We start from the raw sequence: 14435 nt of genomic DNA, 5'->3' as shown, positions 1-14435 counted from the left end.
ATTAGATAAGCTTGGCACCATAGGATTTTTGTATGTTCTCATCAACTAAGCTTACTGCCACAAAGGCTCGCTCTACAGACCCTAGCACAGCGATAGACAACTCATCTTCAGCAGATGGTCAGTACTCAGCTGCTGCCCAAGGTCAGTTGGCAAAGCTTTGGGCATGGATAGCTGCGCATCCGAAATCCATTGCAGCCATTATTTTACTTATCGCGATGACCTTGTTTATGACACTCAATGTCAATGGCTATTGGGACTTTGCGCTACCGCTACGGGGCAAGAAATTACTGGCTCTGATGGTGGTTGGCTATGCGATTGGCGTGTCGACGTTATTGTTTCAAACGTTGACTCACAATCCAATTCTAACGCCCTCCCTACTCGGGTTTGATTCGCTCTATGTTTTGCTACAAAGCTTACTGGTTTTCTTTTTAGGGGCGATTAGTTTTACCAGTCTCGATCCTATTGCCAAGTTCACGCTAGAGATTGTCCTGATGTTTGGGGCATCTTTATTATTATTTAAGCTATTATTTTCTAAAAGCAGTCAGGATCTGACACGCTTGATATTGGTGGGCGTTATCTTTGGTGTGTTGTTCCGCAGTTTATCAGCACTCATTGCACGGCTGATTAACCCTGATGATTTTGTGGTCGTACAGTCCGCTAGCTACGCGCAGTTCAATACGGTCAATCCTCAGCTATTAGGCATTAGCCTATTTATCTGTATCATCACTGCGGTGTTTGTCTGGCGCTGGCGCTACCAATGCGATGTGCTGATGCTCGGACAAGCCCAAGCCATTAACCTTGGTATCAATTATCAACGTCTGGCATTTGGCCTATTAACTGTTATCGCAGTGCTAGTCGCCACAGCCACTGCACTGGTCGGTCCAGTGACTTTCTTTGGTCTATTGGTTTGTGCATTGACCAATCGTATCGCTCGACACATGTATCATACTGAGCGGCTGATATTGGTCAGTTTGGTCGCTATGATTTGCTTGGTGTTGGGTCAGACACTCTTTGAGCAAGTGCTAGATATGGCAGGCGTATTGTCCGTTGTGATAGAGCTAGCAGGTGGCCTCGTATTCTTGGCATTGATATTTATGTCTCAACGCCGTTCGTTATAACGACTCAGCCGACATTGTTTATTTAGCTGATGCTGTTGATAAAGAAAGCCCTAAGACTTTTTAAATAAGACGATTATGATTAAACTGAATAATATCTCTCACCATATTGGCAAACAACAAATCTTGCATGACATTACGTTGTCCCTACCAACGGCGCAGGTCATTGCTTTGATTGGGCCTAACGGCGCTGGAAAATCGACGTTGTTTTCTGTCATGGCTCGCTTGCAACCACTGCAATCTGGACAAGTGAGCTTCGCTGTAGATAATGAGGAACGTGATATTGTCAGCTGTCAGGCGCGCACACTTGCCAAGACGGTCGCTATGCTCGGACAAGACAACCATGTACAAGGACGACTGCGCGTGCATGAGCTGCTGATGTTTGGTCGTTACCCTTATCATCAAGGACAACCAACCGTAGGCGATCAGCAAAAAGTACAAGAAATCCTTGAACGCTTTGAGCTGGAGCCACTTGCCGAGCGTTTCTTGTCAACGCTATCAGGTGGACAGCGTCAGCGCGTGCTGATTGCAATGATCGTCTGCCAAGATACGCCCTATCTATTGCTTGATGAGCCACTCAATAACCTAGATATGTATCATGCTGGTCGACTCATGCGTGAGCTACGTACGCTTAGCCACAATCAGCAAAAAACCGTGGTGATCGTCCTACATGATATCAATCAAGCAGCACAATTTGCCGATACGGTCGTTACAATGAAAGCAGGAGAAGTGATGGCTGTTGGTCGCCCTGCTGATGTTATTACCAAAGAGACAATGAAAGATTTATACAATGTCGATGTGACTGTGCTCAATCATCAGGGTCGTCCTGTGATTGTTGATACGGTGTAAAACCCCACTTCTTCTTATGTAAAAAAGCTCAATATAATGCTAGTGCATTGGTACTAGCACTATATTGAGCACATCAATTTTATGTTTTAATATCTATTTGAGCTTTTGCAACGCCTTTAAACGCTGCTGTCGGCCTTTCCACCATAGATACACACCTGTCCCTGATAGCACCGCAACTGCCAGTCCAATCATTGCCAAAAATGCTTGATACAGTCGATGGCCCCACCCATGACCGATATGTCCCATATGCAGCGTTGAAAGCCATTGGTCTACTTTGTTGCCAAAACCGCTTTGATAACCAAAACTAACGCGCGCAACCTCTCCTGTGGCAGCATCAACCGTAATAGATGACGCGCCGCTGTGTGTACCAATATCTCTATCTGTTTTGAAACGCATCTGCCACTGCTTATCCTCTGCAACCCAGCGGATACCCAATAACTGCTGTACAGCCGTACCATTCTGCCGCGCCGCAATATCGGCTTGGGCACTCAGATAGGCAATGCTGTTGCTCTTATTGACTGTTTGAGCAATGGCATCCGCTGTATTGCGGCTATCGTTAACAGTCGTATTTGAGTTTATAGACTTATCTGCCCTACCCTGATTTTCTACTGTTTTATTCGGTTCAGGCTTGGTTGGCGGTCGCCCTCTTTCTCTTGGCGTCAGTCCGACCACTGCCTGCATCACAGGCTGATAAACGGGTTTTAGATTAAACCCAACGCTCGACCAAGCGATGACAAATAGCATCACCCATAGCCACAGACCAAACGCATGATGCAAATCATAGTTAAGCTTAAAGGTATTGGTTTTTCGGCGAATTTTCCATGCAGGTAGCCAGCGCTTAAACAGCGAGGTGCGTTTTTTGCTAGAGACTTGTTTTGACTGACTCGATTTGACTGCTCGAGGAAACGTTAAGTAAAAGCCAATAAAGCAATTAATCGTCCAAACTAGCGAGACAACGCCCAAGACCCATTTACCAATATCACCAAGCAATAAGTCGCGGTGCAACCAAAATACCTTCCACATGGTGTTATGCCATGCCCATGCCTCCTTATCACGCGTACCGATAATCGCGCCAGTATAAGGGTCAACATAAACTTCATGAAAGGTTGGCTCAGGTGCGTCTGAACTGGCATTGCCGCGCCATCTGTCTACAGCAAATACAACCGATTTACCGTCATCAATAGCGGTCGGCATACTAGAAAATGCATACTCTGGATACGTCGTTATTACTGTGTCATGTAGCTCAGAAATAGACAGCATCGGTGTGCTTTGCGCCTCGATACTGGCCAGTTTGTGATTAAACACATCGTCAAGCTCATGATGAAAAGCGAGCAGCGCACCCGTGAGACTGGCAATGATTAAAAAGGCTGCCATAGCAAGCCCAGTATAACGGTGAATCCACAAGCAGGCTTGACGAGGATTGAATGTAATCATGGGTCTTGGTTCTTTATTATATGTTGTTTGGGTAGGTATTTATCCGTTAGCGTCATTGCTGCTATAGCCAATCCAAAAGCCAGTAGGCAATAAAAAGCCAGCTCCCATGTACAGACAGCTGACTCTATAAGTACGATTAGACTCAAACCAGATAAGCTATATTAGAACTGATACGTTAAAGACGTTTTGATATTACGTCCCATCTCAAAATCAGTATAGGCATCATCGATAGAGTTGCGCGATGCATGACTTGCATAAGTCTCATCAAAGATATTGTAGACACCTAGCGTGGCCTTTAGACCTTCGATTTGAGTTGGTGCATAAGTCATAAAGATATCATGCACGTCATAGCCTGGTTTTTCGTTGTCATCACCGGCGGTATTTGGTGTCACATCGGCGACATAAATACTGCGCCAGCCAAGCTCGGTGGTGCTGGTTGGAGCGTAACCAAGATTGACCATGTACTTGTCACCAGACTCTGAGCCACTGCCGCTGACAGAAGAGATATTGTAACCCGTATCTTCGCCTTTGCTACGTGCACGAGCATAGCTTAGACCCATGTTGAAATTATCTGCGCGATAATCAGCTGATAACTCTACGCCTTTGATCTTAAAATCTTCGTCATTGTTAATGACACCTTGGCAGGCTTCAGGGGCAGCACTTGTACCTAGTTGCCCAGTGGTACAATTCATACCAGTTCTACTGTCACCTGCACGTACGAACTCAATATAGTTTTCGATATTGGTTTCAAAGTACTTAGCGCTCAGTTTTAAAGAGTCATCAGCCATGGTCAAACCACGCAGCGTTGTCGCAATACCGATTTCTGCATTGTCACCTTCTTCTGCTTCTAGGTCATTGTTCACATAGGTATCAACACCGTCGGAATTAAAGATCGTTTGGCTAAGATCTGGGCCATTAAATAACTGCGTATAGCTCGCAAATAGCTGGGTACGCGGTGCAATCTCATAACTGGCGGCCAATGCGCCAACGACATTGTCGTAAGTCTTGCCAGCCGATACGTACTCTGGAGACTCATAACGGTCATAGCGGACGCCGGGCGTTAAGCTAAGCTTACCCATCTGCCATTGGTCTTCTAGATACACAGACGTATTGGTTGCTTCATCTGTACCAGCAACTGGTATAGTTGTACCTCGTTGAACACTGCTATAGTCAGATTCTTTTTTGTAATGCTCAACCCCAGCGATGAACTTATGAACCCCTGGTACGCCGTTGATGATGCTGCTATCGACGATACTGGTGTTCTGTATTTTGCCGCCTGTAGTTTTGACTTCCGCATCAAACTCAAACCCAGGTACGCCATCAGAGTTACGCAAAATCTGTGTGCTGGTCTGATATACATTGGCGTCTACATTGACCAACTGGTTGGCAGGACTGTATGCGTAGTCAAGCGCATAGGTATCGCGTTTGACTTCCTGCGGGATGATTGGGTTCCAGCCACCAGCAGGAAAATCTGGACGTAATGGGAACTTGCCTTTGTTTTCGGTACGGCTAAAGCTAGCGCCTACATGATGATCACTACCGACATACGCACCCGCTTTTAATAAGATGTTTTCGCCTTCGCTATCTTCCGTTTGGATTTTACGGCCTTTACCATCTTCACCAGCGTCCGCGTCACGTTTGCCATAATAAGCCAGTAAATCAATATTTTCTGTTGGCGCACCATACACAGTAGCTGAGGTTAGCAGTTCATCATTGTTGCTGCCGTAGCCTGCATGCAGCTTAGCACCTATTTTTTGACCAGGCTTAAGTAAATCTGCCGCGTCGACTGTCTCAAAAGCAACCGCACCGCCGATAGCATCATTACCGAGCGTCACTGAGTTATTGCCCACTGACACCTCTGCTTGTTTTAGCAGATCTGGATCAATAGTGACATCACCCATGTGGTAGAACAACGCGCCTTCTTGACGTGCGCCATCAATCGTTACTTTTAGGTTGGTATCATCAAGACCACGTACACGAATACGTTGGTTGACCGATGAGGTACCGCCTACGCTTACCCCCGGTACGACGTCCAGAAAATCGCTCAGATGGCTTGCTTGAGCTGCTGGCGTATAGTCATCTATATAGACAGAGTCCTCTTGTACACTATCGCGGACAGAGCTATTTGCTGTCACGGTAATCGTTTGCAATGTCGTGTTTGGCATATCTGCTGCCGTTGCAGCACTGGCAGCTTGTGCACACAATGCCGCTGCTACACCCATAGATAGCACAGTCAATCTGCTAGATAACTTTACTTCGCGCATAACACATCTACTCACTTTATTTACTGTCAAAAATTAGAATTATTTTTAAAACCTATCATCGAATAGTCCTGAAAATAGCGCCTATCAGAAGATTCATTACCTTAAAAACACTCAATCATGTCGTGCAAATAACACTATTAATACTAATGATAATGATTAGCGTTTAAATAAAGAGAGGCATAATAACTAAGTATTAACAATTTGGCAATAATTAATACCATACATTCTCAATTCTAGTACTTAGTACGCCAGGTGGACGTAGCAATACAACGCAGCAACGCTTGGTATTAACTATAAATATGCTATCGAATATGATGCTGGCCACGAGTTGAATCTATATAAACAAAGCTTAAACATCATCACGTCTATCATCACGTCTATAGCAGCCTGTTATTAACTTAGCTCATCACTTGTATTTCTTGTACTACTGTACTAGAATGCTGATACAAGCCAAAAGTATCATGGCTATCCTGACTGTTTTTTGATGAAAACTTTATTTGATTAAGACCACGATTATGAGTACTGACCCTTATCACAGCTTACTGAGTCATCTGGCAAACTGTACTGATAGCGCAGAGATTGAAAAGCTACTCAGTGCCCTGCTGACGAATAAAGAGCAGCACGACATTGCTAACCGCATTCGTATCTTTGACTTGCTTGATCGAGGTATCACGCAGCGTGACATCTCTGAGCAACTAGGCGTTGGTATCGCGACTGTCTCTCGCGGTGCTAGAGCCATGCACAGCCATGATGTGAGTGCACTGCTTGCGACCCATAGAGAACGCGCTTAAACCACCGATCTCAATACTTTCTACCCTTTTACTCATTACTTTATTAATTGTTGATTGACACATATTTGAACCATTTTGGACTTTATTATGACTGCTAGTACGCCCATACATACCCAACCTGCACCTATCGATATCCCGAGCAAACCACAACGTATCAAGCTCACGCAAGATATCGATTTTTTTGCATTATTCAAACGTATCGAGAGCGCTTTTGACACCTGTTATTTGCTCGAGTCATTGGGCGAAGACAGTCATATCTCACGCCACCATGCCATCGGCTTTGATCCTGTGACCACCATCGCTGCTATTGACCGTAATACGCTCGCTATCACTGATAACAAAACGGCTGAAACGACTCGTTATCAAACTGACAATCCTTATCAATTGCTCCGCGCCATCACGCCGCAGCACGTCATTGCCCGTGATCAAAGTGGCGGTCTCGTCGGTTATTTGGGCTATGACTGTGTGAATTTTTTTGAGCCAAGCCTGACAGTCAAAGCCAGTGAAGACTTTGAGCCATTTAAATTTGGCGTCTATTTGGACGGCTTGACGCTCGATAAAATGACGGGTGAGATTTTCTACTTTTATTATCCAACCGCTCAGCAGAATAATCGTATCGAGCAAATCAAAGCCCTACTTGATGAGCCAGTTCCCAGCTACGAAGCACCCACCGTTGAATTTTTGGGCGATGGTATGAGTCAAGATGAGCATGCCAAGGTAGTGATGCAAGTCAAAGAAGACATCATCTCTGGTCGTATCTTTCAGTGTGAGGTTGGGTTTAAGTCCAAATATCGTATTGCTGGCGACAAAATGCCCATCTACGAAAAATTGCGTACCGTGAACCCCTCGCCGCACATGTATTTTATGAAATTTGCTCAGCAGTGCATCATTGGTGCTTCCCCTGAGCTACTGTTTCGCTTGCGTCAAGGCGAGATGGAAACTTACCCACTCGCAGGTACTGCCAAGCGTGGCGTCGATGTGGCAGAAGATCGCAAACTTGCTCGCGCCCTACTCAACGATGACAAAGAAATTGCCGAGCACAATATGTTAGTCGACTTGCATCGTAATGATATTGGCCGAGTGGCGCGATTTGGCACGGTAAAAGTGCGTAGTTTGATGGACATCAAGCGCTTCTCGCACGTACAGCATATCTCCTCTGAGATCGTCGGCATCTTGCACCCTGACGAAGATATGTTCAGTGCCCTTGCCAGCAACTTCCCCGCTGGTACGTTATCAGGCGCTCCTAAGGTAGAGGCTATTAAGGTGATTAACGAGCTGGAGCCCGATGGGCGCGGTGCTTATGGCGGCGCGCTGGGTTCATTTAACTTCAATGGTGATTGTATTTTTGCCATTCCAATTCGTAGCCTGTTTATCAGCGGCGAGTCAGCCTACGCGCAAACGTGCGGCGGCAATGTCTATGACTCAAACCCAGCCGATGAGTATCTAGAGATTCAGCGTAAGCTGTCGGCGATGAAAGTCGTATTAGACAGCTTTATGCAACCATAATTACCCCTATTTTTATCAAAGAGTTTATGACCCATGAATGTTTTAATTATCGATAACTACGACTCGTTTACCTTCAATCTGTACCAATATGTCGGCGAGATTCTGCAAACCTTGAGCGATGATAAAGAAACCAGCGTCACCGTGAAGCGCAATAATGAGATTACCCTCGCAGAGGTAGAAGCAATGAATCTGGATAGAATCATCATTTCACCTGGCCCTGGCTCCCCTGATGATCCTGCCTATTTTGGTATATGTAGCGAGGTCATCGAGAAACTGGGCAAGACTGTGCCACTACTGGGCGTGTGCCTCGGTATGCAAGGTATCGCGCATGTGTTCGGCGGCGATGTGGTACGTGCCAGTGTGCCGATGCATGGCAAGGTCTCATCGATTCGCCATGATGGTAAGGGTATCTATCAGGGCTTGCCGCAAGCGCTTGAAATCATGCGCTATCATTCACTGGTGGTGAAAGCCGATACGATCCCAAGCTGCCTAACGATTACCTCAGTCGTCGCCAATGACGAGCGAGCGACATTAAGCTTCGATGAATCTGCGCTGACGGGCGATGAGATTATGGGACTAAAGCACAAAGACTATCCGATTCAAGGCGTACAATTTCACCCTGAATCGTTTGCTACTGAGGGCGCTAAGCGTTTGCTGAGTAATTTCTTACTGCAGGTGTAAATGCTACTATCCAGCCACGTCTTCCATTTTAAATAACAGTCGATTAAATTTAGACCACGCCCTAGTAGCAGTTTATAATCTTTTAATGATAGACTAAAAGAACAAACAAAAGACAGCCCTTGAACCGGTTGTCTTTTCTTATTGCAATACGGCTTGGCGCCTTTACATCACAGGCGCTTTGGCAATATAGTCGAACCACTATTAAAATGTTACAGCGTTAGACTCGTTTAGCCTACTACTGTAGCACTTGCACTCGTCCGCCTTGTACCACTTTTAATATTGATTGACTATAGCCCAATGTCATTTAGATCGTAAGAAGAAACCATTATGGCAAATATCGACAGTACAGCGGCGATACACTCGCATCAGTCATGGATAGGCATTGTCCAAATCATTACCGCGGCAACCTGCTGGGGGACGCTTGGGATATTCTCAACCTACCTCAATCAAATGGGCTTTAGTGGTTGGCAAGTCACGATATTACGCATCGTGACGGCAGCAGTGATTATCTTAGCCATGCTACCGACCCTATGGCCACAGCTGATCAAACTACGACCCAAGCAGTGGTTTGGGCTAGCACTTCAGTCCTTGATTGGTGTACTGGGGATGTCCGTCTGCTATTTTTTTGCTGTCAGTTATGTTGGCGCGGGCCCTGCGGTGGCTTTGCTTTATACCGCACCTGTGTTTAGCTTGTTATTCTCAAAGTTTTTGCTCAGTGAGTCCATTACGCGAAAATCTATCGCGCTGGCATTCATGGCGGTTTTTGGGGTTGGGTTGACGATGCTGGGTGAGCAAGCAGAGGTCAATTGGGGTATTTTGCTCGGCTTGGCAGCAGGGATGTGCTACTCACTATACGGTGTGCTCGGTAAGCGTGCGATGCATGATGCGCACCCTGCCCCTTTGGTATTTTTCACTTCCGTAGTAATCAGCGCGTGCGGGCTGCTATTACTGCCCAAAACGTATCACACCTATGATCAGCTAATGTCCTTACCACTACTGACTTGGGGCTATGTGTTAGGGCTATCGCTCTTGGGTACAGTCGTTCCCTTCGGCTTGTATATGAAAGCGCTGGAGAAATTGCCTGCCTCGCGTGCATCTGTGTTTACGATTTTTGAGCCGTTGACGGCGATTGCGCTGGCAATGATACTGCTACATCAAGCTCTGTCTTGGATTCAATATCTGGGCGTGACACTGATTTTGCTGGCGGCGTTGTTAAATGCAGTGGTCAATGGCACGACCACACGGGTGCCTCGCTGGCTTAAAAGACGGCAAACGGTTTAGCCTTGTTATTTGGTTGTCTGGTAGGGTGCGATAGCCAAATTTGGATTAAAAAACGACGCAATAGATAGGCTTGATTAATGGTATAAACTTCAAGTTAAATTAAAATGATCATTTATAATCTATGAATTAGAACTATTTATCATGCAACGCTCTTCCATCTGGCAATCCAAATAAAACTAAGATCTTATCCAAGTTGCACTTATCTGAAGGTGTGGTTTTTAAGCCTTTTAGAATATAGCCGTTAGGATTATCTTTAGAAGTTAGAGTCCCTCCAGCGCTTATAGTATCGCCTACTTGGTAAATGACATTAAAATATTTTAAAGTCTGATTCTTTTTATCCCAGCTCGAAACCCCGTATGGTAGCAGCGGTACGGCTTTGTGTGGGCCATACTGGAAATAAATACATTCATTTTCGTATTTAAGCTGTACATTTACACCTTGTAAAATTTCACTCTCATTGAGATCGGAAAAATTGAAAGGGTAAGTATAAAATAAACCCTGACCACTAGTAGAAGAGTAATGAACTAAAGGCATAGTACTTTGAGAATAGTCCTTTGCTACTTTCATGTCTTTCGAAGGAGAGGTTGTAACTTGACAAGCAGTCAACAAAACGCAAAAGAAAATTGATACGTTACGAATATTCAAACCAGCTCCTTTAAGCACTAGGTTAAGAGTGTTTTTAACTTTATTAAAACATCAATATAAATAAAAAAAAGTTTTAATATATTACTATTTTGTTAAGGTGGCTATGATGCTTAGAATAGTCAAGTATGAGTATATGTATTCTTAACCTTACCGACTTGGCTTTTAAAAAAGGTATTTTTTTCGCTTGCTGTACCTACGTTGACAGAGGCTACATAAAATTTGTCCAAAACCGTCAAACTCAAATTATAGACACAAAAAAAGCCCTCAATGGGCTTCTTTCTAACTAAACATATTGCAACGATATAAATCGCTTACTGCTCGATACGCTGCAAAAACGCTTGCGTACGTGGATGGCGCGAGTCTTCAAATAACTGTTTGGCGCTGCCTTCTTCGACAACGACACCGTCTTCGATTAAGACCACGTGGTCTGCCACATCACGGGCAAAGTTGATTTCGTGAGTGACCACGACCATCGTCCAGCCTTCTGACGCTAACTGCTTCATGGTTTCAAGGACATCTTGTACCAGCTCTGGATCAAGTGCAGACGTTGGCTCATCAAACAATAACAATGAGGGTTCAATCGCTAGTGCACGGGCGATGCCAATACGCTGCTGCTGACCACCAGATAGCTGGAATGGATAGAGATCAGCTTTGTCTGATAGCCCTACTTTATCTAGCAAGACCAAAGCCTGCTCTCGTGCTTGCGCTTTGCTTTGTCCTTGCACCACCGTAGGCCCAAGCATCAGATTCTCAATCGCTGTCTTATGCGGGAACAAATTATAAGACTGAAACACCATGCCAGATTTACGCTGCAAAGCGAGCAGCGTTTTTTTGCTTGGCTTAGTCGCAAAGTCAACTTTTAGGCTATCATCATCAAATGCAATGACGCCTTTATCAGGAATCTCCAGCGCATTAAGACAACGCAAAAATGTGGTTTTACCAGAGCCTGAAGGTCCTAATATGACAACCACTTTACCTTTATTAATGGTCAAGTCGATGCCTTTTAGCACTTGATTGCCACCAAAGGCTTTATGAATATTAGTGACTTTGATCATAAAAATTCCTGTTGTGCTGGTCTATATTTGCAAGTGTCTATATTTGCGAGTGACTATTGAGCCATAACTTACTTTACTACGTAGCTTATTTTGCTACATAACGATCAAGGCGCGTTTCAAGCTTGCCTTGGATAAAGGTCAAGAACAGACAGATACCCCAATAAATAATCGCCGCTTCGGTATACACCAGCATAAATTCATAGTTACGAGCCGTGATGATCTGCGCTTGTTTAAACAGCTCAGTCACCAATACCAGTGAAGCAAGTGAGGTATCTTTTACCAGACTGATAAAGGTATTAGACAATGGCGGCACCGACACGCGCAGCGCTTGCGGTAAAATCACATGACGAAACGTCTGTAAATACGTTAAGCCAACAGTTGAACCCGCCTCCCATTGTCCTTTGGGAATAGACAAAATCGAGGCACGCACCGTCTCCGATGCATACGCACCAATATTGAGCGAGAATGCAATAATCGCTGAAGGAAACGGATCGAGCTTGACGCCCACACTTGGTAAACCGTAGAAAATAATAAACAGTTGAACCAGCATCGGTGTACCACGAATCGCGGATACATAGATACGAGCCAAGCGATAAATGATCTCATGGAACCAACCAGCACGCGGTACAATCCGAATCAATGCGACGGTCAGGGCAATCGCCATACCGATAGCAAATGAGATCAATGCCAGCGGTATCGAATAATAAATACCGCCTTTGAGCATTGGCCAAAACGACGAGATGACAATCTGTGCTCGATCAGGACTCATAAATGGCAATAATGCCAATAGTTCAGCGAGCACAGATGTGATAGAAGCCAACATTACTTTTGTTGACTTACATCAGCACCAAAGAACTCTTCACTAAGTTTGGTGAGTGTACCGTCAGCGGCGAGTGCTGCCATTGCTTCATCCAATTTTGCCACAACTTCATCGTTGCCTTTGATAAGCACGAGACCTGAGCCTGTTTGTTCACTTGGTGGGGCTGTCAGTTTGATCTCAAGATCAGAGTCTGGGAATTTTTTGAGATAATCAAGCACGGCTAGATTGTCATTCATCGTAAAGTCAGCGCGGTCTTGTTTAACCAATTGAATCGCTTGTGCCATACCATCGACAGGGACAATCTCTGCGCCGTATTTTTCTGCCAACTCACCGTAGTTACTGCTGAGTGATTGCGCGGTACGCAGGCCTTTTAGGTTATCCCAAGAGCTATAACGGTTGTCATCAGTCGGTGCCAATGCAACCGCGCCCGACCAGCTATAAGCCATAGATTTGTCATATTTGGCTTGACGTTCAGGCGTCGTTAAGCTGACTTGGTTGGCCACCATATCAAAGCGTTTTGAGTCCAAACCTGCCAGCATCGCATCCCACTGAGTCTCTTTAAACTCAACATCAACGCCCAGTTTGTCCGCGACCGCACGCGTCACTTCGACGTCATAGCCTGTCAGCTTGCCACTCTCATCATGATAGGTAAATGGAGGATATGTACCCTCTGTACCGACGTTAATCGTGCCGCCGTTATTGATACGTTGCAGCAAATCAGAACCGCCAGTCGAGGTGGTGTCAGTGGCAGTAGTGTCAGCTTCATTAGTATTAGACTGACCACAAGCGGCAAGCAAAACAGTACTAGCAGCAAGGGCTAAAAGAGTACGACGTTTCATAAGACGTCCTTATAAAAGTAGATAAATGAGATAAAAGGGTTTACATGAAAACAGTTAGCGCCAATAAATAGGGAAAAGCCGATACAAGAGGGCAATATAATAATCGCCCTGCAATATTCGGCTTTGGCTGCTCGATTTGAGGGTGCTCAGCATATTTTTCAATGCTGCGACCCTATTATTTTCGAATTTTTATAGCGTATGATTATTCAATAGGCAGCCGATCAGACGTTCATAGTTGCTACTGGATCAATCGCCGCTCATAAATATAATATCTCACTTTAGACAGAAAAAACGTACAAAATCAGTGAGCATACGTCAGGTAGTGACTATCATTCACGGACGACTACAGCTCACCCGAGAATTGATAGCGATCACCGGCATGCCACATCTTCACAAAAGTGACGACCTGACCGGCTGAGTAAGTCTGGCGACGCAATACAAGCGTTGGTGACTGCGCTGCAATCTGCAACGCATCTGCCACCTCGTTTGGTGCCGCAAGCGCACGTATGGTGTAGCTACCACTCTCTAACGGTATTTTGGCAACCAAATAATCACTGGTATTAACCACCGTAAAGTCTTGCTCAATAAACTCAGGCACTTTTTTGGCATCGACCCAGCGCTCTTCAAACTGTATGGGCTGACCATCTGCAACGTGAATGATTTTCACCTCGTATAAAATCGGTGCATCACTAGCGTCTGTATGAGTCACGGTAGCCATCTCATCAATACCAAACTTGCGGCGCAACTCATCATCGAGCATCGAAGCAGTCACCGCGCGCTTACTCACCACTTTTGCTTCGTAATCGCGATTGGCAGATTTGAGATCCTCTGCGATATTACGCACTTCTACAAAGGTATGGTTGAATTGCTGCTGCGCGACAAAGGTTCCTGAGCCTTGACGCCGCTCCAATACACGCTCTTCGCTTAGCTCTTTGAGCGCGCGATTCACCGTCATCCGTGAGACACCAAACTCTGTCGCCAGTGCCATTTCTGTAGAGATCGCACTGCCCGCTGGCCATTTGCCAGAGTGAATATTGTCTAATATCGCATTTTTAATCCGCTGATACGCCGGAATCGTTTTTGTCATATTTGTTTTAAACCGTCAGTTCCGCTAATAAGGGTAGCGCCATAATATCACGACAATCATGCAAACTC

The 14435-nt window shown here is 45.3% G+C and carries 13 protein-coding genes; 6 read left to right on the top strand and 7 right to left on the bottom strand.

Annotation, left to right across the window (positions count from 1 at the left end):
- Window positions 1–32: 32 nt before the first annotated feature.
- Window positions 33–1118 (top strand): iron chelate uptake ABC transporter family permease subunit, encoded by a 1086-nt coding sequence (locus tag AC58CZ_RS01455; RefSeq protein ID WP_494223549.1) that lies wholly within the window; start codon window positions 33–35, stop codon window positions 1116–1118.
- A 75-nt stretch (window positions 1119–1193) separates the two neighbouring features.
- Window positions 1194–1964, top strand: coding sequence for an ATP-binding cassette domain-containing protein (locus tag AC58CZ_RS01450; protein WP_494223550.1), 771 nt, complete (start codon window positions 1194–1196; stop codon window positions 1962–1964).
- Window positions 1965–2057: 93 nt separating this feature from the next.
- Here the strand turns inward: AC58CZ_RS01450 and AC58CZ_RS01445 are convergent, their stop codons facing one another.
- Together AC58CZ_RS01445 and AC58CZ_RS01440 are read right to left on the bottom strand one after the other, a co-directional pair.
- A complete protein-coding gene (locus AC58CZ_RS01445) occupies window positions 2058–3398 on the bottom strand; it encodes a PepSY domain-containing protein (RefSeq protein ID WP_494223551.1) in 1341 nt (446 codons plus the stop codon).
- Between the two features lie 161 nt (window positions 3399–3559).
- The gene (locus AC58CZ_RS01440) at window positions 3560–5662 is read right to left on the bottom strand and encodes a TonB-dependent receptor domain-containing protein (RefSeq protein WP_494223552.1); all 2103 of its coding nucleotides are present in this window, start codon (window positions 5660–5662) and stop codon (window positions 3560–3562) included.
- A gap of 515 nt (window positions 5663–6177) precedes the next feature.
- Between AC58CZ_RS01440 and AC58CZ_RS01435 the strand changes: the two genes are divergently transcribed.
- The 4 genes from AC58CZ_RS01435 to AC58CZ_RS01420 all read left to right on the top strand — a co-directional run bounded on the left by AC58CZ_RS01435 (window position 6178) and on the right by AC58CZ_RS01420 (window position 9921).
- Complete coding sequence (locus tag AC58CZ_RS01435) at window positions 6178–6453, top strand: Trp family transcriptional regulator (RefSeq protein WP_494223553.1); 276 nt, start codon at window positions 6178–6180, stop codon at window positions 6451–6453.
- An 87-nt stretch (window positions 6454–6540) separates the two neighbouring features.
- On the top strand, window positions 6541–7959 hold the full coding sequence (locus tag AC58CZ_RS01430; protein ID WP_494223554.1) for a chorismate-binding protein: 1419 nt from the start codon (window positions 6541–6543) through the stop codon (window positions 7957–7959).
- Between the two features lie 33 nt (window positions 7960–7992).
- Window positions 7993–8640: a glutamine amidotransferase-related protein gene (locus tag AC58CZ_RS01425; RefSeq protein ID WP_494223555.1), complete on the top strand. Its 648-nt coding sequence runs from the start codon at window positions 7993–7995 to the stop codon at window positions 8638–8640.
- Window positions 8641–8967: 327 nt separating this feature from the next.
- Window positions 8968–9921, top strand: a complete 954-nt coding sequence (locus tag AC58CZ_RS01420; RefSeq protein WP_494223556.1) for an EamA family transporter — start codon at window positions 8968–8970, stop codon at window positions 9919–9921.
- Window positions 9922–10053: 132 nt separating this feature from the next.
- On the opposite strand, the gene AC58CZ_RS01415 is transcribed toward AC58CZ_RS01420, so the two are convergent.
- From AC58CZ_RS01415 to hutC, 5 genes are all read right to left on the bottom strand, one after another.
- Window positions 10054–10566 carry a hypothetical protein gene (locus AC58CZ_RS01415; RefSeq protein WP_152978606.1) on the bottom strand — a complete coding sequence of 171 codons (513 nt, stop codon included), beginning with the start codon at window positions 10564–10566 and terminating at the stop codon, window positions 10054–10056.
- Between the two features lie 311 nt (window positions 10567–10877).
- Window positions 10878–11621 carry an ATP-binding cassette domain-containing protein gene (locus tag AC58CZ_RS01410; RefSeq protein ID WP_494223557.1) on the bottom strand — a complete coding sequence of 248 codons (744 nt, stop codon included), beginning with the start codon at window positions 11619–11621 and terminating at the stop codon, window positions 10878–10880.
- Between the two features lie 85 nt (window positions 11622–11706).
- A complete protein-coding gene (locus tag AC58CZ_RS01405; RefSeq protein ID WP_075106828.1) occupies window positions 11707–12444 on the bottom strand; it encodes an amino acid ABC transporter permease in 738 nt (245 codons plus the stop codon).
- Window positions 12444–13280, bottom strand: a complete 837-nt coding sequence (locus AC58CZ_RS01400) for a transporter substrate-binding domain-containing protein (protein ID WP_494223558.1) — start codon at window positions 13278–13280, stop codon at window positions 12444–12446. The genes AC58CZ_RS01405 and AC58CZ_RS01400 overlap by 1 nt, the downstream gene beginning before the upstream one ends.
- 343 nt (window positions 13281–13623) lie before the next feature.
- The gene (gene hutC / locus AC58CZ_RS01395) at window positions 13624–14367 is read right to left on the bottom strand and encodes a histidine utilization transcriptional repressor HutC (RefSeq protein WP_494223559.1); all 744 of its coding nucleotides are present in this window, start codon (window positions 14365–14367) and stop codon (window positions 13624–13626) included.
- Window positions 14368–14435: the final 68 nt, after the last annotated feature.

It is taken from the genome of Psychrobacter sp. CR212 (assembly GCF_059693765.1).
This window is presented reverse-complemented; position numbering and strand designations above follow the sequence as displayed.